This window comes from Paenibacillus sp. FSL H3-0457 (assembly GCF_037981725.1).
Classification (GTDB): Bacteria; Bacillota; Bacilli; order Paenibacillales; family Paenibacillaceae; genus Paenibacillus; species Paenibacillus amylolyticus.
This window is the reverse complement of record NZ_CP150283.1, coordinates 990985-1012515: the sequence shown is the minus strand read 5'-3', so window position 1 is coordinate 1012515 and position 21531 is coordinate 990985. Positions and strand designations below refer to the sequence as shown.

Sequence of the window (21531 nt, the reverse complement as noted above, 5' to 3'; positions counted from 1 at the left end):
GCCCCGTGGGCTGCACCGAATACATGGTGCAACCTACAACTGCTCACGCTCCTCTCCATAACAGAGGAGCCTCAAAACACCCCCGCGGCGCGGTAACAACCCATGTCTTCGACATAGAAGCACAGCCGCTCCCCTACAGTGACTGAATTTTACAATAATTTCATCACACATATTCACATCTATTCACCAATCCATGATCAAGATGCAGCTTCCATGCTCGCATCTTGTTTTTTCATTTTCAACAGTTGACTCTCACGTAACGTCACACTGTACAATCGGTGTTGTAAGGAGGTTTCACACATGGCCATGAAGGTAAAAGAAGTTGCCGAACTTGCCTCGATCAGTGTGCGCACACTGCATCACTATGATGAGATCGGATTGTTAACACCGGACGAAGTAACTTCTGCCGGATATCGATTATATTCAGATGCCAACCTGGAACGGTTGCAGCAAATATTGTTTTTCAAGGAACTCGACTTCTCTCTGAAGGAGATCAAAAACATTATAACCAACCCCTCCTTCAATCCGGAAGAAGCACTTAAAATGCATCGACTTATACTGCTGGAGAAGCGCCAACGCTTGGACCAGATGATTGCTACCATTGATAGAACGGTTTTACACGTGAGAGGAGAAATTAAAATGACAGCCAAAGAACAATTCGAAGGATTTGATTTTAGCCAGAATCCGTATGAACAAGAAGCGCGGGAACGTTGGGGAGACCATGCCGTCGATCACGCAAATCAGAAGCTGCACAGTAAATCAACCACAGATCAGAAGGCTCTATCCGATCAAATGAACAAAATCTACAAACATCTGGCTTCACTTCGTCACACAGAACCAGCATCTGCGGAGGCACAGGCCGGTATTCAAGAATGGTACACCTTGCTGAACCAGATGGGAAGCTACTCGCCTGAAGCCTTCAGGGGACTCGGTCAGATGTACGTGGACGATGAACGCTTCAAACGCAATATTGATCAGTTTGGCGATGGTTTGGCAGTATTTATGAGAGATGCTATGGCTGTATTTGCTGACCAAAACAAATAATATAGACCTGTCTTCGACCACATATAGTATTATTCAATTCTCATTGTCCTCAGATGTGTACTGTAAACGATAGTCTAGAAGTTAACCCCCTATCCTGTAAAGGTAAAAATATTCTCGTCATCAGCTTTATTCCCAGTAAATGACCCTTCGGATATTTGAACCTACCTCCTGGGGTGACCATATCGTTCTTGTAATTAACCTTATGAACATGCTGAATATTTACTAGAGTTATGTGGTAAGTAATTTAAATCAATCCGAATTGTTGCAAAAGTTATGAGCCATATCCATCCCTACCTGGTGGATACACAAAAGGGACGTACACCCTCAGGCGTATCGTCCCTATGTATGAAAGTAACTCAGCCGCAATGTGAACATGCCTAACTGCTGCTCACTCTGAGTACTTTATAAATATCTTTTAAAGTAGATGCTCTTTACTATGTTTTTCTTCTGCTTCCAGTCCTTCAATATAACTTCATAAGTGCTTAGGATGATGAGCATTAAGTTTCTTCTGTCAAACGTTCTTCATTTTGCTGCAGCCGTCGACTGTCTATCCGATTAAGCTCTTGGCGCATGATCCGATGAAGATGCATCTGTAGCTAAACTGGTTCTCGCCATCCGGCCAGGAATCTGCCATGCAGACACAATCGCAAGCACGATGAATAACAAATCAATCGGTTGACTGAAATAGTCCTGGAAGGTTTCCACAAACGCACTGATCATCTCGCTATCAAACACAAGTTCCATCACGCCTACATCACCAAACAGTTCGGAAGTAAAATAAACCACCGTCAGATATTTCCCCAACAAAATGCCGACAAGTGCAAACAGTACGGCAATAATCTTATGTACCGTCGCAATTTGTTTATTGGAGAACAACACAACTGCGTAACCTGTGAGCGCTCCAATCAGAATCGCAATTAATCCCACCTCATAATCGGTCATTGCAGCAATAGCTGCCCATACGATGCCTCCCAGAATGGCTGCAATTAAGCCACCAATGATCGGCATACCGATTTTAACTCCTTGTTTCTCTTCCACGTTGTCTTTCCCTCCTGAGTCATGCATATGCTTCTTTTCCAGAATTCACCTTTCCTATGAAACCACAAAAAGACTTATTATTCAACATTTTTCTACTTTTGGTACCATGTATTTACATAATAGAAAAGATATATTAAGCATCTATTTCCTTATTCGCTCGAATATCATTTTAGTTTTGTCCACAAACCTCTCATAATCATTCCCTTGGCACATAAAAAAACACCCCTCCAACAGCATAAATAGCCGTAGAAGAGATGTTGTCCATATCTGTATCATAGATATAACAATGTAACCCAGAAAACTACATTGAAAAGCTCTCTCTATCTTACCTTTGCACTTCCTTGGAAGGCTGAATGACAGCTGCAATCTGAGCCAAAATGGCATCCACCGATGCCGGATCATGCACATCATACTCATCAATGTTCAGACGCAGCACAGGGCAAGCTGTAAACTGATCAATCCACACGGAATAGCGCTCGTGCATGTGTTCCCAGTACGAACGGTCCGTCTGAATCTCCATCTCGCGTCCGCGTTCCGTAATACGGTTTAAAATCGAAGGCAGACTGCCTTCCAGATAGATCAGCACATCTGGATGTGGGAAATACGGTGTCATCACCATCGCTTCAAATAAACTGCTGTATGTCTCGAAATCTGTAGCAGACATGGTTCCTTGATCTGCATGCATTTGTGCAAAAATGCCCGTATCTTCATAGATAGAACGATCCTGTACGAATCCGCCACCCAGTTCAAAAATCTTTTTCTGTTCCTTGAATCGCTCTGCCAGGAAATAAATCTGCAGATGGAAGCTCCAACGCTCAAAGTCATGATAGAACTTCTCCAAATATGGATTATGATCAACTTGCTCTAGAGAGGTCTTGAAGTTCAAACGCTGCGCAAGTGCAGCCGTTAACGTGGATTTGCCCACCCCAACCGTACCTGCTACCGTAATTAGTGCATTCGTTGGAATGCCATAGTTATTCATATGATATACTCCTTTACCTGATTAACAATTTGCCTGAAGTGTTCAGGATGTTCCACAAAGTCGAGTTGCTCTGCATTGACCTTAATGATTACTGGCGGATTTGAGCTATTTGCCAGATAGTCCATGCCTGTTTTGTAATCGGCGATCAGTTGTTCCATATATGCCGGGTCCATATCCTGCTCAAATGAGCGTCCACGCTTGTTAATGCGGTACATCAACGTATCGAGTTCAGCTTCAATATAGAGCACCAGGTTGGGCTTTGGCAGATCATCTGTTAACAGATGATAGATTTGACGATATTTATCCCGTTTCGTTCCCTTTAAGGTACGATCGGCAAAAATCATATTTTTATAGATATGATAGTCTGAAATGACTGGGGTATTCTGCTCTACATAATGAACGCCCGTGTCTTCCAGTTGTTTAAACCGATTACACAGAAAAAACATTTCCAATTGGAAACTCCACTCGTCGATATCCTGATAAAAGGAAGCCAGAAATGGATTCTCTTCTACGATTTCTTTAACTAACGGAAGATTCAATTCATGGGAAAGCATCGTTGCCAGCGTTGTTTTCCCCGCTCCAATCGGACCTTCCACAGCAATAAACGGGGCTGATTTCATCGTGTTCACTGTTCCTCCTCGTACTTATGCGTGTTTCCGTTTTCTATATAGACCTCACCTATTGTATCACAGCTTTAAGGATTGGAACGCCAGTATTTTATGTATATAACAAGTCAAATCACAACTATTGAATTACATTAAAATAAAAAAAACACACTCGATATCATCAAGTGTGTCTTCTATTGCTTGGCGGCGTCCTACTCTCCCAGGACCCTGCGGTCCAAGTACCATCGGCGCTAGAGGGCTTAACGGTCGTGTTCGGGATGGGTACGTGTGGAACCCCTCCGCCATCGCCACCAAACGCAACGCTTAGCTTACATTCAGAGATCGTTCTCTGAAAACTAGATTCGAAACGAAACATGCGAATTATCACTTGCTATTGGATAAGCCCTCGACCGATTAGTACTGGTCAGCTCCATGCATTGCTGCACTTCCACCCCCAGCCTATCTACCTCGTCGTCTTCAAGGGGTCTTACATACTGGGAAATCTCATCTTGAGGGGGGCTTCACGCTTAGATGCTTTCAGCGTTTATCCCGTCCGTACATAGCTACCCAGCGGTGCTCCTGGCGGAACAACTGGTACACCAGCGGTACGTCCATCCCGGTCCTCTCGTACTAAGGACAGCTCCTCTCAAATTTCCTACGCCCACGACAGATAGGGACCGAACTGTCTCACGACGTTCTGAACCCAGCTCGCGTACCGCTTTAATGGGCGAACAGCCCAACCCTTGGGACCTACTTCAGCCCCAGGATGCGATGAGCCGACATCGAGGTGCCAAACCTCCCCGTCGATGTGGACTCTTGGGGGAGATAAGCCTGTTATCCCCAGGGTAGCTTTTATCCGTTGAGCGATGGCCCTTCCATGCGGTACCACCGGATCACTAAGCCCGACTTTCGTCCCTGCTCGACTTGTAGGTCTCGCAGTCAAGCTCCCTTATGCCTTTGCACTCTTCGAATGATTTCCAACCATTCTGAGGGAACCTTTGGGCGCCTCCGTTACTCTTTAGGAGGCGACCGCCCCAGTCAAACTGCCCACCTGACACTGTCCCCGCACCGGATTACGGTACTAGGTTAGAACCTAGATACGATCAGGGTGGTATCCCAACGTTGCCTCCACGCAAGCTGGCGCTCACGTTTCAAAGGCTCCCACCTATCCTGTACAGATCGTACCCAAATTCAATATCAAGCTGCAGTAAAGCTCCATGGGGTCTTTCCGTCTTGTCGCGGGTAACCTGCATCTTCACAGGTATTAAAATTTCACCGGATCTCTCGTTGAGACAGCGCCCAAGTCGTTACGCCATTCGTGCGGGTCAGAATTTACCTGACAAGGAATTTCGCTACCTTAGGACCGTTATAGTTACGGCCGCCGTTTACTGGGGCTTCGGTTCACAGCTTCGGATTGCTCCTAACCACTCCCCTTAACCTTCCAGCACCGGGCAGGCGTCAGCCCGTATACTTCGCCTTACGGCTTCGCACAGACCTGTGTTTTTGCTAAACAGTCGCTTGGGCCTTTTCACTGCGGCCCCCTCGTGCTATTCACACTACCGGGGCACCCCTTCTCCCGAAGTTACGGGGTCATTTTGCCGAGTTCCTTAACGAGAGTTCTTCCGCGCGCCTTAGAATACTCTTCTCGCCTACCTGTGTCGGTTTGCGGTACGGGCACCATCACCTGGCTAGAGGCTTTTCTTGGCAGTGTGAGATCATGACCTTCGCTACTATAATTTTCGCTCCCCATCACAGCTCAGCCTTACAATGTGCGGATTTGCCTACACATCAGCCTTACTGCTTAGACGGACATCCATCAGTCCGCGTCACTACCCTACTGCGTCCCCCCATTGCTCATAACGGCTTACGGTGGTACAGGAATTTCGACCTGTTGTCCTTCGACTACGCCTTTCGGCCTCGCCTTAGGTCCCGACTTACCCTGAGCGGACGAGCCTTCCTCAGGAACCCTTAGGCTTTCGGCGGATCAGATTCTCACTGATCTTTTCGTTACTCATACCGGCATTCTCACTTGTATAATGTCCAGCGCTCCTTACGGTACACCTTCAACCCTTATACAACGCTCCCCTACCCCTGATGCAAAGCATCAAGCCATAGCTTCGGTGGTGTGTTTAGCCCCGTTACATTTTCGGCGCAGAGTCACTCGACCAGTGAGCTATTACGCACTCTTTCAATGGTGGCTGCTTCTAAGCCAACATCCTGGTTGTCTGTGCAACTCCACATCCTTTCCCACTTAACACACACTTGGGGACCTTAGCTGATGGTCTGGGCTGTTTCCCTTTTGACAATGGATCTTAGCACTCACTGTCTGACTCCCGGAAGTAAGTCTATGGCATTCGGAGTTTGACTGAGCTTGGTAACCCTTGCGGGCCCCGCACCCAATCAGTGCTCTACCTCCACGACTCTGTTTTCCGAGGCTAGCCCTAAAGCTATTTCGGGGAGAACCAGCTATCTCCGAGTTCGATTGGAATTTCTCCGCTACCCCCACCTCATCCCCGCATTTTTCAACATGCGTGGGTTCGGGCCTCCAGTGCGTGTTACCGCACCTTCACCCTGGACAGGGGTAGATCACCCGGTTTCGGGTCTACGTCCACGTACTCATTCGCCCTATTCAGACTCGCTTTCGCTGCGGCTCCGGCTCTTCACCTTAACCTTGCACGGGAACGTAACTCGCCGGTTCATTCTACAAAAGGCACGCCATCACCCCTAAAACGGGCTCTGACTTTTTGTAAGCACACGGTTTCAGGTTCTATTTCACTCCCCTTCCGGGGTGCTTTTCACCTTTCCCTCACGGTACTGCTTCACTATCGGTCGCTAGGAAGTATTTAGCCTTGGCAGATGGTCCTGCCGGATTCATACGGGGTTTCACGTGCCCCGCACTACTCGGGATCCGTCTCGGAGGGAACCAACTTTCAACTACAGGGCTTTTACCTTCTTTGGCGGGCCTTTCCAGACCTCTTCGCTTAACCGGTTCCTTTGTAACTCCATGTGAGACGTCCCACAACCCCAAAGAGCAAGCTCTTTGGTTTGGGCTTCTCCGCGTTCGCTCGCCGCTACTGACGGAATCACTATTGTTTTCTCTTCCTCAGGGTACTTAGATGTTTCAGTTCCCCTGGTATGCCTCTACATAACCTATGTATTCAGTTATGAGTAACTGGAAATTACCCCAGCTGGGTTTCCCCATTCGGACACCCCCGGATCAAAGCTTGCTTACAGCTCCCCGAGGCAGTTTCGTTGTTCGCCACGTCCTTCATCGGCTCCTAGCGCCTAGGCATCCTCCGTGTGCTCTTAGTAGCTTAACCATTTTGTTCCGGTTTCGGTCGCTCGCTTCCCTTGTTTTGCTTGCGCAAAGCCAAAAGTCGCTCTCACCCGATACCCTCACAAAAGCAATTTAACTACCTTTATACACTTGACTTGTTTGCACAAGTTCAGCTAAAAAGGAATGTTCTAATTCGCGTTTGTTTCGTTTCGATATCTAGTTTTCAAAGAACAAGCTCCATGCAAAAGCAAGCTGTTTGAGAGTTTGAGCTCTCAAAACCGAACAACGAGTGAGTGTTTTTGCAGCTAAGCTGCGTATTTGAATGTTTCCGTTGCAGGAAACGATTCTCCATAGAAAGGAGGTGATCCAGCCGCACCTTCCGATACGGCTACCTTGTTACGACTTCACCCCAATCATCTATCCCACCTTCGGCGGCTGGCTCCTTGCGGTTACCCCACCGACTTCGGGTGTTATAAACTCTCGTGGTGTGACGGGCGGTGTGTACAAGACCCGGGAACGTATTCACCGCGGCATGCTGATCCGCGATTACTAGCAATTCCGACTTCATGCAGGCGAGTTGCAGCCTGCAATCCGAACTGAGACCGGCTTTGTTGGGATTGGCTCCATCTCGCGATTTCGCAGCCCGTTGTACCGGCCATTGTAGTACGTGTGTAGCCCAGGTCATAAGGGGCATGATGATTTGACGTCATCCCCACCTTCCTCCGGTTTGTCACCGGCAGTCTATCTAGAGTGCCCATCCGAAATGCTGGCAACTAAATATAAGGGTTGCGCTCGTTGCGGGACTTAACCCAACATCTCACGACACGAGCTGACGACAACCATGCACCACCTGTCTCCTCTGTCCCGAAGGAAAGATACATCTCTGCATCGATCAGAGGGATGTCAAGACCTGGTAAGGTTCTTCGCGTTGCTTCGAATTAAACCACATACTCCACTGCTTGTGCGGGTCCCCGTCAATTCCTTTGAGTTTCAGTCTTGCGACCGTACTCCCCAGGCGGAGTGCTTAATGTGTTAACTTCGGCACCAAGGGTATCGAAACCCCTAACACCTAGCACTCATCGTTTACGGCGTGGACTACCAGGGTATCTAATCCTGTTTGCTCCCCACGCTTTCGCGCCTCAGCGTCAGTTACAGCCCAGAGAGTCGCCTTCGCCACTGGTGTTCCTCCACATATCTACGCATTTCACCGCTACACGTGGAATTCCACTCTCCTCTTCTGCACTCAAGTCACCCAGTTTCCAGTGCGATCCGGGGTTGAGCCCCGGGATTAAACACCAGACTTAAATGACCGCCTGCGCGCGCTTTACGCCCAATAATTCCGGACAACGCTTGCCCCCTACGTATTACCGCGGCTGCTGGCACGTAGTTAGCCGGGGCTTTCTTCTCAGGTACCGTCACCTTGAGAGCAGTTACTCTCCCAAGCGTTCTTCCCTGGCAACAGAGCTTTACGATCCGAAAACCTTCATCACTCACGCGGCATTGCTCCGTCAGGCTTTCGCCCATTGCGGAAGATTCCCTACTGCTGCCTCCCGTAGGAGTCTGGGCCGTGTCTCAGTCCCAGTGTGGCCGATCACCCTCTCAGGTCGGCTACGCATCGTCGCCTTGGTGAGCCGTTACCTCACCAACTAGCTAATGCGCCGCAGGCCCATCCCCAAGTGACAGATTGCTCCGTCTTTCCAGTTTCCTTCAGGCGAAGAAAACAATTATTCGGTATTAGCTACCGTTTCCGGTAGTTGTCCCAAACTTGAGGGCAGGTTGCCTACGTGTTACTCACCCGTCCGCCGCTAAGTATCAAGGAAGCAAGCTTCCTATCAACTCCGCTCGACTTGCATGTATTAGGCATGCCGCCAGCGTTCGTCCTGAGCCAGGATCAAACTCTCCAATAAAGTATTGAAAAGAGCGATAAGCTCATTTTGAATCTGACGAGATTAAAAATCTCATTTGTGCTCCAGTCGATCCAAGCCAAGGCTTGTCTCAAACTTTCGCGTTCATTCTGCAAGCAGAATGTTTACTCACTCGTTGTTCAGTTTTCAAAGATCAAACTTATTTCGTTACCGAATGTCGTTCTCTTCAGCAACTCTTATATAATATCATGTCCGAACCAACTTTGCAAGCTCTTTTTTTAAGTTTCTTTCGAAGCTTATTTCATTTGCTTGCCACACCAGTGTTAAACCGTGTTTTCTTGGCCGGATTAATAATATATCACGTATAGATATTAATTACAATACTTAATTTAATAAAATTCATTTACCACAAATCAACTACCTTTACTGTGTCGCTCTCCTCTATCCCAGTGTAAAGTTTATTATAGCTTAAATGACATTTTTTCAATTCATACATCGTAATACATGTCTAATTGATTTTAAACTTATTAGCCTATATCTCCTCTCTTATATTTCAGCTTCATTAATATGCTCAATTTAGGTTGTCCTTTTATCAAGGTCATGCAAGATTACTGGGGGCACTGTAAGTTACCACGAGTATAAGTAGAGGTATTATAAAAGATAAACAAAAAAAGTGATGCACGCATATAACTATACGTGAACCACTTTCTTGTGTGTCATTACATTATATATAGAAGGAAACTCTTAATGTTGTGCCTGTGCTGATGCTGGAGGCGTCATCGTCATTTGTCCATTACCTGCTTTTTGCATACCAACTCGCAGCAACGTAATTCCCCACGTAATAATCGAGATCAATAGAAGATGAACCATGTATCCCCCAACTGCTTCTCCACTATAGATCAAACGCATAAATCCCTGTACCCCATTGGAAGCGGGCAGAAAGTTTCCGATATAACGGTAGAATGGCGCCAGCATCTCGGCTGGAATTATATTTCCTGCTGTCATCAACTGGAGCGGAATCATCGCTACATTAAATAGAGGACCTGCATTGCCAAACAGGGCAAAACTCATTTGTGTAAAACAGATACAAGCCAGACTCACCAGCACATGATACAGATACAAAGCGCCGAAGGAGCTCGCAACATCTGTGAACTGAAGAGCTACTGTATCCACAATTAGGGGAACAATCAAAGCTATACACAATAACAGCAATTGCCGTCCCCAGAAGATTTCCCATTTGGAATGGGTACGCTTCATGATATTCGACGTAATATTAAACTGAATATTCATAGTCATCGAAGCAATATAGGTGATAAAACCCAGAATCATGGGCAGCATCGATGTTGCAAAATCACTCACGCTGTTCGTTTTATTAATTTCAGCCTTCACAGGCCCTTCATTCATCTTCGCCATCGCTTGTCCAATAGTTGCACTCAGTTCATCGCTATTTATACTATCGTTATTGAGTGTCACTTGAACCTTGGATTCCAGAATCCCTTGACCCATTTGTGCAGTCATTCCGGTCGCAGCATGTTCCACAATGGATTTGGCTACATCGGCATTTCCCTGATTGATATAAAAGGGTAAGCTCGCCTCTGTGCCTCCTGCAATCTGGTCAGTGAATCCTTCCGGAATAACAATAACCATCGCATAGTTACCTGCATTCATCTGTTGCTCAGCTTCCTCGGCAGAACCCAGTACATTGACATGGAAAGGCGCGAGCGTTTCAATCTGCTTCTGCACCTCTTTTCCCTGTGTCCCGTCTTCGTTCACCAGAGCAACTTGAAGTTGATCCACTCTCTCCGTGGCTTGATGATAACCCGTCATCCAGATCACAACAAATAACAGCGGAACAATCAATGCAAAAACCAATCCTATTTTTGTCTGTGGCACTTTAAGAAAATCTTTGAAGCTTCTCATTCGTTCACGACTCCCATTAGTTAAAATTAAAATAATTGCACTACATATATATGCACATGCACATATTTGGTCAAAAAAATTTATTTCATCTTCTCATAGATGCGATTCATCACATTCATGAATGCTTCAAGCTCTTCAGGGGAACATTCGGCGAGTGCCTCTTGCTCTTGCTGTTTTGCCTTTGGTGTAAGAACGTTATTCATTTCCAGTCCTTCCGCCGTCAAACAAAGCAAAACCGCTCTGCGATCCTGTGGATCTTCTTCTCTTGTCACCAGACCTTTGCGAATCAACTTGTCTATAATTTTGCCTACCGTTGTCTGGTCCCGCACTGTTAACTCAGCCAGTTTTTTCTGTGATATATGGCTTCCAGCCTTGCTCAATTCATTCAAGACTGCAAATTGTTCCGGAGTAATATCCTGTTCACTCAGATTTCTGGTTGTTGTTTTTTTGTATGCCAGATACGTCCGTGACAGTATCAGTCCAAGTGGATTTTCATCCATATTAACAGGCATGCTGTTGCTCCTTTCTCTATATAGTAGCACTACCATCTAATTTGCGTAAGCTCTATATTATTACCATATTTACATTACTGTCAATTTAATTTTTTATCTTTTCAAGCAAAAAGAGACCCACCCGTTAGTCAGGCAGCTCTCTCCTCTGGCATCGTCAAGCCACACTTACTCGGGCTTGCCACTTGAAGTTTCGGTATCGTCCTTCTTCTTTGTACCTTTACTTTTATAAGGCTTCGGTGCACTTTTCGCCCGGTTAGCAGCGGCTTGCCAACGGTTCCATCCTTTTTTACCCGTACCACGGCCGGTGCCGCCTTTTCCTTTTGCATTGCTCATGTTATCACTCCAATAATCCTGTATATGCTTAAAAATGACCGTCCTCGGTAACTTATCATGCAACCCAGCCCATCTAATTCACTTCCAGCAATTCTTATTATACCAAAAATCCACGTCTTTACGTCCATTTCCATAAATCATTGTATTGTTATTCTGTTATGAAAGCGGTATAGTGGACATAATTGAAAGAGGAAGCTACGTCTTCTTCGGGATTGTTACTGGTAAGCAGGCGATACCCAAACCAAGGCTGTCTATTAAGCCTTAGTTTGGGTTTTTTGTTATTATTACGACCAATTGAGGTGAAACACATATATGATCATCCGTCAGATTTTTAACAACAATGTCATCCGGGCTGAGAACCAGGTTGGTCACGAATTTGTTGTCATTGGCAACGGTCTTGGCTTCAAAAAGAAAAATGGACAGCCTGTGGATGAGGATAAAATCGAAAAAACCTTTGTGCTTAAATCGGATAAAATACCACAAAAATTAATCGATCTGATTGGGGAAACGTCGGTCGAATATTTGAAGTTAGCGGACGAAATTGTGGGCCATGCCAAACAGGAGATGGGCGATATTTTTAGTGATAATATCTATATATCATTGATCGATCATATTCAGTTTGCCATTACCCGGTACCGTAAATCCGTCGGGCTGAAAAATTCCCTTTTGTGGCAGATCAAGAAGTTTTACAAGAAGGAGTTTGGGATTGGCATGAACGCTGTGGAGCTGATTCAGGAACAATTCGGCATCCAAATGGATGAACATGAAGCCAGCTTTATTGCGATGCATTTTGTAAACGCTCGTCAAGATGCTCAAGGCATGAAACAAACCGTTGAAATTACCGAAGTTATTGATGATATCTTCAACATTGTGACCAACCACTACCAGATCGCTCTGGACGAAAATTCATTTAATTATTCACGGTTTATTACCCATCTTCAATATTTTGTGCAAAGAATGTTGAGTAATGAACAGGAGCAATTTGCTTCAGGAGACAACTTTCTGTATGAACAGGTGAAGGACAAATATAGCAACGCTTTTGAGTGCACACAGCGGATCAATCAGTACCTTGAAGACAAGTTTGAAAGTGCTATGTCCATTGATGAAAAGGTGTATTTGACGATCCATATTCAACGTGTCACTTCCCGTAACGAGCTACTCGACACAGAATAAAAAAAAGCTTGCAAACGATTTCGGCGTCATATATAGTAGGTCTCACAACTTAACGACAAGGATTGTTACTGCTCAAGCAGGCGATACCTAAATGATTGGCAACAGGTCATCTTTCCGATGATCATAGCCATTCGTTTAGGTATTTTTTTGTTTTCAGGCAATCTTAACAACAAAGGAGAATGAACATGGATCATAAAAAAATGGGGGATGACATCGTTCGTCTCGTCGGCGGAGAAGCCAATATCAATGGTCTTGTCCACTGTGCGACCCGGCTGAGATTCGACCTGAAAGATTCGAAAAAGGCCGAACGCGAAACGCTTGAAAAGCATGACGGCATTATTACCGTTGTAGAAAGCGGCGGCCAGTTCCAGGTTGTCATCGGTAGTAACGTGGCTCATGTATATGCGGAGATCATGAAAAACCGAGATTTCGGAGGAGATTCCTCCTCATCGGCTGAGTCCACAGGGGAAAAAAACTCGCTATTATCCAAAGTTTTTGAAATTATATCCGGAAGTTTCTCACCGTTAATCCCGGCTATGGCAGGATCAGGTATGCTAAAAGCTTTGCTGACTGTCCTGACCATGCTCGGATGGATGTCGGATACAAGTGACACATACCTGATTTTATCTGCTGCCGGCAACGCTGTATTTTATTTCTTGCCTATCTTCCTCGGCATCACACTGGGTATGAAGCTGAAAGCCAATCCTTATGTAGCTGGTGTAATTGGTGCCGCTCTGATGGAACCGAGCTTCACCGGGCTGATGGATAAGGGCTCCGATGTATCATTCCTGGGTATACCGGTTGTCATGATGAATTATTCAGCCAGCGTATTCCCAATCTTCATATCGATTAGTATCTACGCTGTTCTCGATAAGTTACTCAAGAAAATCATTTTGAAAGACCTGCAATTGTTCCTTGTACCGATGATTGCTTTGATGATTATGGTTCCTCTGTCCGCAATGGCCTTTGGACCATTTGGCACCACAGTAGGTGACTGGATCTCTTCCGGCGTAACTTGGCTCATTGGTGTCAGCGGTATATTATCAGGGGTTGTACTGGGTGGTTTCATGACCTTCATGGTTGTGTTCGGACTCCACTGGGGCTTCACTCCAATCACGATACAGAACATCGGGGTTGGCGGCGATCCGATTGAAGCCATGGCTGCTGCAGCTGTATTTGCACAAATCGGTGTAGCCTTCGGTATTTTCCTGAAAGCCAAAAAGAACAAAACCCTGCGCACTCTTGCTGGCTCGACCAGCCTTACCGGTTTGCTTGCAGGAGTAACTGAACCAATCGTATATGGTCTGATCTTGCGTTATAAACGTGTGATTCCTATCGTGGTCATCGCAGGTGCGATCGGCGGTGCCATCAATGGTCACTTTGGTGTTAAAATGACTGCTTATGTGTTCCACAATATATTTGCCATTCCTGTCTATACACCAACGGTTGTCTACGTGATTGCGATTGCCTGCTCCTTTGCGGTAGCCGCGGTATTAACGGTGATGTTTGGTTATGAAAGCAAAAAGAAAGACACAGTTTCCGAGAAAGATGATTCTGTCTCCAGCACATCGGCTGAAAGTACGCCGGCTGAACTTCCTGTCGTTCCTGAGACCAAAACAACGGAGATCAAGAAAGAACAAATCTATAGCCCACTTACTGGTAAAGCCGTAGCACTGAGTACCATTAATGACCCGGCTTTTTCGACTGGTGCTATGGGGAAAGGTTTGGCGATTGTCCCTGAGATTGGTGAAGTTGTCGCTCCGGTAGACGGTGTTGTCACTTCCCTCTTCCCGACTGGACATGCCATTGGATTAACCACCAACGCAGGAACAGAAATCCTGATTCATATTGGCATCAACACAGTAGCGCTGAAGGGAAAACACTTCTCTCCAGTTGTTCAGGAAGGTGATATCGTCAGACAGGGCGATCTGTTGATCCAGTTTGACATCGATAAGATCAAGGAAGCCGGATACGAAACCGTAACCCCTGTCATTGTGACCCTAACGCAGCAAGAAGTGGATGTGTTCGAAACGAATCAAGAACATGTACAGAAAAACGATGTCCTGTTGACTCTCGTTGTCTGACCCAACTTATATTATATGAATTCAACTTAGGAGGAGCTAACTATGAAACATACTCAACTGAAACCATTTCCTAAAGATTTTTTCTGGGGAGGTTCAACCTCTGCCTATCAGATTGAGGGAGCCTGGAATGAAGATGGTAAAGGCCCTTCTGTCATCGACATGGGGAATCATGTGGAAGGCGTAACCGACTTCAAGGTAACCAGTGATCACTATCATATGTACAAAGAAGATGTGGCGTTGCTCGCCGAAATGGGCTTTAAAGCCTACCGTTTCTCCATCGCATGGACACGCATTTACCCGCAAGGAGCGGGTGAGGTTAATCCGAAGGGACTCGCCTTTTACGACTCTCTCATTAATGAATTAATTAAATACGGTATTGAACCCATTGTGACCATGTATCATTTCGATCTTCCTTATGCGCTTGAAGAAAAAGGGGGCTGGTCCAACCGTGCAACGATTGATGCTTTTGAACAATATGCCAAGACCCTATATGAGAACTACGGAGATCGGGTTAAATATTGGCTGACCATCAACGAACAAAATATGCTGATCCTGCATCCTGGCTCTCTGGGTACACTGGATACAACACTTGTTGATCCGCAAAAAACACTGTATCAGCAAAATCACCATATGCTGGTTGCTCAAGCTAAAGCCATGGTGCTATGTCATGATATGCTGCCTGAAGCCAAAATTGGCCCAGCTCCTAATATCGGTGTGATTTACCCGGCGAGCTCCAAACCAGAAGACACACTCGCTGCTGATAACTATGCTGCCATTCGTAACTGGCTCTATCTCGATATGGCGGTATATGGGCGTTATAATCATATTGCCTGGAGTTATCTCGAAGAGAAAGGATATACTCCCATCATTGAAGACGGAGATATGGACATCCTGGCTCAAGGAAACCCTGACTTTATTGCATTTAACTACTACACTTCCCAGACGGTTGGTGAAAGTCTGAACGATGGCAATGACTTCTCTCATACAGGAGACCAGCATGAAATCGTAGGTGAACCGGGCGCATATAGAGGATCTGTGAATCCTAATCTGCAAAAAACGGAGTTTGGTTGGGAAATTGATCCCGTGGGCTTCCGCTCTACCCTTCGCCAGATTTACTCCCGTTATCATCTGCCATTGATTGTTACGGAAAACGGTCTGGGGGCCTTTGATAAACTGGAGGAAGGCGACGTGGTTAACGATCCATATCGTATTGAGTTCTTCAAGAAACATATCGATCAGATTCAACTGGCAATTACGGACGGCGTGGATGTATTTGGCTTCTGCCCTTGGTCTGCGATTGATCTGGTCAGCACACATCAAGGGTCGAGCAAACGTTATGGATTCATCTATGTGGATCGTGAGGAATTCGATATCAAGGAATTGAGACGTATCCGCAAACAGAGTTTCCACTGGTATCAAAAACTGATTGAAACGAATGGAGAAATTCGTTAATACACCTGATATTAAAAAAGTCGACTGCACAAGTTTCATGTGCAATCGACTTTTTGGTTTTTGATGAATTGATGTGGGAGCTTTCTTTTCCAATTATAAAATTACATTTCAGCCTTCGGTTGTTTTACCGCTTTGGCCCCTCTAAGTACCCGTAGGGATAAAAGGAAACAGATCGCCAGAACGGCAGCTGCCGACACATAAGGATAGTTAATATTCACATCGAATAATGCTCCAGCTACGATCGGACCTGCGATATTCCCCAAACTGGTATAAGCCGAGTTCAGTCCGGCCACAAAGCCTTGTTGTTCTTGTGCCAGTTTGGACATCTGTGTACTGATCGCCGGACGCAAAATGTCCATACCCAGAAAGACGATAAACGTTACGACAAGAATCATCCAGTACGTACTTACAAACAAGGTCAACAGTACAAATACGGCTACAAATAACAGACAGACCGATATAACCATCTTTTCACCAAACCGGTTGAGCAACCAACCGATCAGAGATACTTGTACAACCGCACCCGCGATGGAACCAAAAGTAATAATAAATGCAATGTCTTTGGTCGTGAAGCCAAACTTGTGATCCACAAATAGTGAAAATACCGTCTCATAGTTCGCCAGACCAAATGCCATAACAAACACAATAATCAAGCTGAAAAAGTACGGTTCACGGTATGAATTCAGCAATTGGGATACCATACCCGGAGCTTTGACCTTCGTTAAACCAGGGATAGGTTTACTTTGTTCTCCTGTACTTCGTGCAGATTCCGGCAAAATAATCAATGTAATGATGGATGCCAGCAAACCGGCAACCCCAGCGGCGTAGAATGGAATTCGAATGCCAAAGTCCGCAATGTATCCACCAATTCCCGGACCGATGATAAATCCGGTTGTAATCGCTGCATTAATCAAGCCCATACCTTTGCCGCGTTCTTCCTCTGTTGTAATATCTGCGGTGTAAGCCATAACCGCCGGGAAGATCATCGCCGCACCAATACCGCCTAACATCCGGGCTGCGAAGAGCAAGACTGGTGCATTGACCGCACCAAACATAAACTCGGATACGGCAAAGATCAGCATGCCGCCAACGATAATTTTTTTACGTCCCCATGTATCCGACCAACGACCCGCAAGCGGGGAGAACAGAAACTGGGTGAAGGAAAATGCCGCTACCAGCAATCCAACCGTGAATCCGGTGATATGCAGTAGATCCATATACGCAGGCATGATCGGTACAACCAGACCAATACCCGTAAAAACGAGAAAAATATTAAACATTAACAGCAGCAGTGCGCCCCTGTTCCGTGTTAGTAATGCCATGATTCCATCCTCCGTAGTTGTCAAAATGTTGCTTAAGCTTTATCTTTTGCAATCCCGTGCAAGAGTACACTAGCGGCCTGACGATATAGAGCGAGAGCCTGATCAGGTTCCATCCCCCGTGACATCTGACTAAGACCAATAATGGTACTTTCCAGTATCAGTGCAAGATTGTCTACATTGTCTGCTTTGAACTCACCGTTCTCAATGCCTTGGTCTATCATTTGTTTATTAAATTGAATATGCCGCTCAAACATTAAGGAGATCCGCTCCTCAATATCGTTTTCTTTCTTTTCCCCTGTGAAGAACTCATCAGCCGCCTTTGTCAGCGGGTGATTCATATCGTCCAGAACTAATTGTTCCGCCAAACCATAAATCTTCTCCGTGGAGGTACGATAGAGATGTTCTTTGGCCGCCCAACTCGCTTGCCACTCCCGATCCCACTCATCGATTAGATAGAGGAACAGACCTTCTTTACTTTTAAAATGGTAATATATATTGCCTTTGCTGCTGCCCGTCGCAGCTACAATATCCTCAATGGACGTTGCTTTATAACCTTTTTGTACAAAAAGGGCTTTGGAAGCATCCGCAAGTTTTTTCTTGGTCTGCTCAGTCTGTAGTTGTTTTTTATTCATATTCATTCCATTTCACTCCGTCCCATCCATACTGAACATTCGTTCTGTATTTTAACAGATGCACCCAATATAAGCAATGAAAAAGGAGAATTGGCACGCATGCCCACTCTCCCTCCACAATCATTTCACTTTTTTACCTTTACCATGCAATATTTTCAGTTGACCATTCTCATAACCTAACTGATACTCGACCCGATATTGCGATATTATATATTCCCCATCTTTGCGTTCATTTGCTGTAATCGTTGCCTTCACTTCCATCTCGTCATCGCCTTTATTGACTGAGGATACCTCACTGATGGTCACCTCACTTGTATTCAGATATCCTTCTCTGAACTTGGCATATGTTGTAGCACTCTGCCACTCGCTTCCGAGCAGTGCATAGGCCGTGACATAATCACTCAGATTAAGGCTTGTATAAAAGTCCGTTACAATTCCTTCTGCTTGCAATGTCTTAGTGGCTGAACCCAAGTCAGTATCTCCAACCGTCCGTACCGACGTTGTGCCAGAAGGATTTTTGGACCATGCCTGAACCTGCTTGAGCACACTAGTCATAGGAATACTGAATCCTATTCCCCCCTCCTGTTCCACGACCGCCGAATTAATGCCGATCACTTCACCAGTCTCCGCACTAATGAGTGGTCCACCACTGTTGCCATGGGTTATTGGTGCCGAGATCTGATAGAGGTTACTATAGATGTAAGGCGCTATTTCAAAGCTACGCCCCAACCCACTGATGATTCCGGTTGTTACGGTGTTCTCTAGCCCAAGTGGACTACCCAATGCCAGAATCTCGTCTCCGGTCTCAGCTTTGGATTTGGCGATGATTAACGGTTTAACTTTTTTCAAATCAGGAACTCTGACTACAGCTACGTCTGTTTCATCACCAATACCAATAACCGTCCCCTTATATTCCTCATGGTTCAAGGTCCGAATAGTTACTTCATTCGCCCCCTCCACTACATGGGCATTGGTCACGACATCTCCCTGATCATTGTAGAGAAAACCGGAGCCCAATCCGCTGCTACTCTCGATCGTTACAACTTTCTTCTGGCTTTCTTCTATAATCTGTTTGCGTGTCTTCTTCACAGGTTGCTTGGAGGCAGTCGTGGCTGCCGCATTTTCCGTTTCCTTCGCGACAACAACTGCCAGTCTGGGCCCATCCTGCAACTGATCTGCTGAATGCTGGTGTATCCAGAACACGCCCCCTGCTCCAGCACCAATAATAATAGCACTGGATATGATCATACTCCATGTTCGTTTGGTCATTCCAACCTGTCCTCCTATTCGAGATACCACGTTGCATTCACAACAGAGATTTCCGCTTCCTCGTACACACCATAATAATAGGTTTCAAAAAAACCTTCTTCCCCCACATCCAGCCAGCTTGGATACACATCTGCATAAGTTTGGCCCAGATACATACCGTCTATATTATAAATATCAATCAACACTGTAATGGAAGAGATCGGACGAGTTGCATTATTGATCAATGAACCGCTAATATAAAGATCCCCGTACATATCAAGCGTCGCATCAACGTTCACGACACTTACTGCCGCCGTTCGATTCATCAGATCTTCTTCTGCAGCCTGTTGCTCCGCCAGTTGAATCCGATCCGCTTCCGCTTTTTCAAATGCCTTTTTTTCACTGAGCACCCGTTCACGATACGAAGTCAGTTTTTCATTTTCCGGCGCATAGGACAATCCCTGGTCGACCGTTTGTAACGCAATTGTGAAATTCTTTTGCTTTACTTGCTGTTCCGCCTCTTTATAACTTATGCTTGCGAGCTTGTCGACAATTTGCTTCTCTACTGTCTCAGCTTCCTTGCCTTTCAAGTCTGATATGGTGTCCAACTTCTCGGCTAGTGCCTCAATTGTTGTCAAACTGTCGATTTCCTTTTTCAACTTTAATACGGCCAGTGTTACCTTTCTGTTGTTGAATGCGGTACGCACTTTGGCAAAAACAGGTTCTTCCCGCTCCATCAACGCTTTGGCTACAGCCTGAATGGTCTTGTCTCCTGCGGACAGCTTTCCTGTCTTCAGACTTGTGGATGCCTCATCCAGCTGATTCATCAAGTTGAACGCCTTCGCCGTAATTTGCCGATCCTGTATAAGTGCATCATAGTTCGGTCGTTTCGTTAGAGCGCTGTCCAGCAGTTGGAGAGCCTCTTTATATTTTCCCTCTAGTGCAGCCTGTTCCGCCTGTTGGTGCAGTGATTTAACCTCTGCATTTATACCTGTTTCCTGCTTGTAATAATACGTTAGCAAAGCTCCTACAACTACTGCCAGAAGTATGGGAATAATCCAGCTAAATGCAAGGCCTTGACCCGTATTTCCCTGTTTGGAAGCTGGTTGCTGCTGACGGGACAACGAATCAATTGCTTTTTGCGTTCCTTTATCCAAGTCAATGGCTGTTTCTGCCCAGATCTGTTCCTCTGTAGAGCTTGTTTCTTTCAATTTGGTTCTACACTTTCTGCACGTGTTATCCGCCGGACTGTTTTTGGTCCCACATACATGACAATACACCCTGATCCCTCCACTTAAGAACATATGTATACTTCGCTTTCCCGGGGTTCGCCTATCGCATCAATTGCTAAAAAACACCAACATGAATCGATATTTATCATATAGTAAAAAGGAATATTACACCATATGTTCTATAGATCTCATGTTTAAACGAGTCATAATGGATGCAAAAGAACCTTCCTATAGATCTAGGAAGGCTCTAGTTATTTTCATTTTATTACTCCGAAGGAAAAGCGCTGAGATCCATATAGGAAACTTCCCACAGGTGATCATCCAGATCCTGAAAACTCCATCCATACATGAATCCGTGATCCTGTGGTTCGTTGGATGGCTTCCCTCCTGCATCGAGGGCAGCTTGTACAATCACATCTACCTGCTCACGGCTATCTACAGACAGGGCAACGATGACTTCGGTTGTATCGGCGGCATTGGAGATTTTTTTCGAAATGAAGGATTGGAAACGTTCCTCCACCAGAAGCATGGCATAAATATTATCCCCGATAATCATACAAGTAGCAGACTCGTCCGTAAAATTGGCGTCAAACTCAAATCCCACCTTAGTAAAAAACTCAACGGATTTCTTCAAATCTTGAACAGGTAAATTGACAAAAATCTGCTTAGCACGAATAGCCACCATCGATCACCTCGAACTCATAGAATACATTCCACCTCAAAATAACACCTCGCGTATACGCTGTCAATTGAATATAATGAAGACAATCCAACTTGTGAGGTGACACGGATGTTGCTCCGTATTGTTCGAA

At 45.6% G+C, this 21531-nt stretch carries 15 protein-coding genes and 3 rRNA genes; 4 read left to right on the top strand and 14 right to left on the bottom strand.

Annotation, left to right across the window (positions count from 1 at the left end; translation table 11 throughout):
- The first annotated feature begins 300 nt into the window (after window positions 1–300).
- Window positions 301–1044, top strand: coding sequence for a MerR family transcriptional regulator (locus MHH25_RS04625; protein WP_339197148.1), 744 nt, complete (start codon window positions 301–303; stop codon window positions 1042–1044).
- 555 nt (window positions 1045–1599) lie between these two features.
- Here the strand turns inward: MHH25_RS04625 and MHH25_RS04620 are convergent.
- From MHH25_RS04620 to MHH25_RS04580, 9 genes are all read right to left on the bottom strand, one after another.
- Window positions 1600–2082, bottom strand: a complete 483-nt coding sequence (locus MHH25_RS04620) for a hypothetical protein (RefSeq protein ID WP_051447298.1) — start codon at window positions 2080–2082, stop codon at window positions 1600–1602.
- Between the two features lie 325 nt (window positions 2083–2407).
- Window positions 2408–3064 (bottom strand): deoxynucleoside kinase, encoded by a 657-nt coding sequence (locus MHH25_RS04615; protein WP_036672670.1) that lies wholly within the window; start codon window positions 3062–3064, stop codon window positions 2408–2410.
- Entirely contained in the window at window positions 3061–3684 is a 624-nt protein-coding gene (locus tag MHH25_RS04610; protein ID WP_076253494.1) for a deoxynucleoside kinase, read from the bottom strand. The genes MHH25_RS04615 and MHH25_RS04610 overlap by 4 nt, the downstream gene beginning before the upstream one ends.
- A 184-nt stretch (window positions 3685–3868) precedes the next feature.
- Window positions 3869–3985: ribosomal RNA gene (gene rrf, locus MHH25_RS04605) — 5S ribosomal RNA — on the bottom strand.
- Window positions 3986–4063: 78 nt separating this feature from the next.
- Window positions 4064–6989, bottom strand: a 23S ribosomal RNA gene (locus MHH25_RS04600).
- A 311-nt stretch (window positions 6990–7300) separates the two neighbouring features.
- Window positions 7301–8853 (bottom strand): 16S ribosomal RNA (locus MHH25_RS04595).
- Together the 16S, 23S and 5S rRNA genes form the textbook arrangement of a ribosomal RNA operon.
- A gap of 702 nt (window positions 8854–9555) precedes the next feature.
- Window positions 9556–10731 (bottom strand): ABC transporter permease, encoded by a 1176-nt coding sequence (locus MHH25_RS04590; RefSeq protein ID WP_340019288.1) that lies wholly within the window; start codon window positions 10729–10731, stop codon window positions 9556–9558.
- An 80-nt stretch (window positions 10732–10811) separates the two neighbouring features.
- Entirely contained in the window at window positions 10812–11243 is a 432-nt protein-coding gene (locus MHH25_RS04585) for a MarR family transcriptional regulator (RefSeq protein ID WP_036605963.1), read from the bottom strand.
- Between the two features lie 165 nt (window positions 11244–11408).
- Window positions 11409–11576: a DUF3934 family protein gene (locus MHH25_RS04580; protein ID WP_074093608.1), complete on the bottom strand. Its 168-nt coding sequence runs from the start codon at window positions 11574–11576 to the stop codon at window positions 11409–11411.
- Window positions 11577–11888: 312 nt separating this feature from the next.
- Between MHH25_RS04580 and MHH25_RS04575 the strand changes: the two genes are divergently transcribed.
- The 3 genes from MHH25_RS04575 (at window position 11889) to MHH25_RS04565 (ending at window position 16285) form a co-directional block, all read left to right on the top strand.
- Window positions 11889–12749 (top strand): PRD domain-containing protein, encoded by an 861-nt coding sequence (locus MHH25_RS04575; RefSeq protein ID WP_340019287.1) that lies wholly within the window; start codon window positions 11889–11891, stop codon window positions 12747–12749.
- Between the two features lie 185 nt (window positions 12750–12934).
- On the top strand, window positions 12935–14833 hold the full coding sequence (locus MHH25_RS04570; RefSeq protein ID WP_340019286.1) for a beta-glucoside-specific PTS transporter subunit IIABC: 1899 nt from the start codon (window positions 12935–12937) through the stop codon (window positions 14831–14833).
- Between the two features lie 42 nt (window positions 14834–14875).
- Window positions 14876–16285: a glycoside hydrolase family 1 protein gene (locus MHH25_RS04565; RefSeq protein WP_340019285.1), complete on the top strand. Its 1410-nt coding sequence runs from the start codon at window positions 14876–14878 to the stop codon at window positions 16283–16285.
- Window positions 16286–16386: 101 nt separating this feature from the next.
- Here MHH25_RS04565 and MHH25_RS04560 read toward each other — a convergent pair whose 3' ends face one another.
- The 5 genes from MHH25_RS04560 to MHH25_RS04540 all read right to left on the bottom strand — a co-directional run bounded on the left by MHH25_RS04560 (window position 16387) and on the right by MHH25_RS04540 (window position 21401).
- Window positions 16387–17607 (bottom strand): MFS transporter, encoded by a 1221-nt coding sequence (locus MHH25_RS04560; protein WP_036605966.1) that lies wholly within the window; start codon window positions 17605–17607, stop codon window positions 16387–16389.
- A 32-nt stretch (window positions 17608–17639) separates the two neighbouring features.
- On the bottom strand, window positions 17640–18239 hold the full coding sequence (locus tag MHH25_RS04555) for a TetR family transcriptional regulator C-terminal domain-containing protein (RefSeq protein WP_340020443.1): 600 nt from the start codon (window positions 18237–18239) through the stop codon (window positions 17640–17642).
- A gap of 120 nt (window positions 18240–18359) precedes the next feature.
- On the bottom strand, window positions 18360–19508 hold the full coding sequence (locus MHH25_RS04550) for a trypsin-like peptidase domain-containing protein (RefSeq protein WP_340019284.1): 1149 nt from the start codon (window positions 19506–19508) through the stop codon (window positions 18360–18362).
- A 14-nt stretch (window positions 19509–19522) separates the two neighbouring features.
- Window positions 19523–20698: an FxLYD domain-containing protein gene (locus MHH25_RS04545; RefSeq protein ID WP_340019283.1), complete on the bottom strand. Its 1176-nt coding sequence runs from the start codon at window positions 20696–20698 to the stop codon at window positions 19523–19525.
- A gap of 286 nt (window positions 20699–20984) precedes the next feature.
- Window positions 20985–21401 carry a VOC family protein gene (locus MHH25_RS04540; RefSeq protein WP_036606080.1) on the bottom strand — a complete coding sequence of 139 codons (417 nt, stop codon included), beginning with the start codon at window positions 21399–21401 and terminating at the stop codon, window positions 20985–20987.
- Between the last annotated feature and the right edge of the window lie 130 nt (window positions 21402–21531).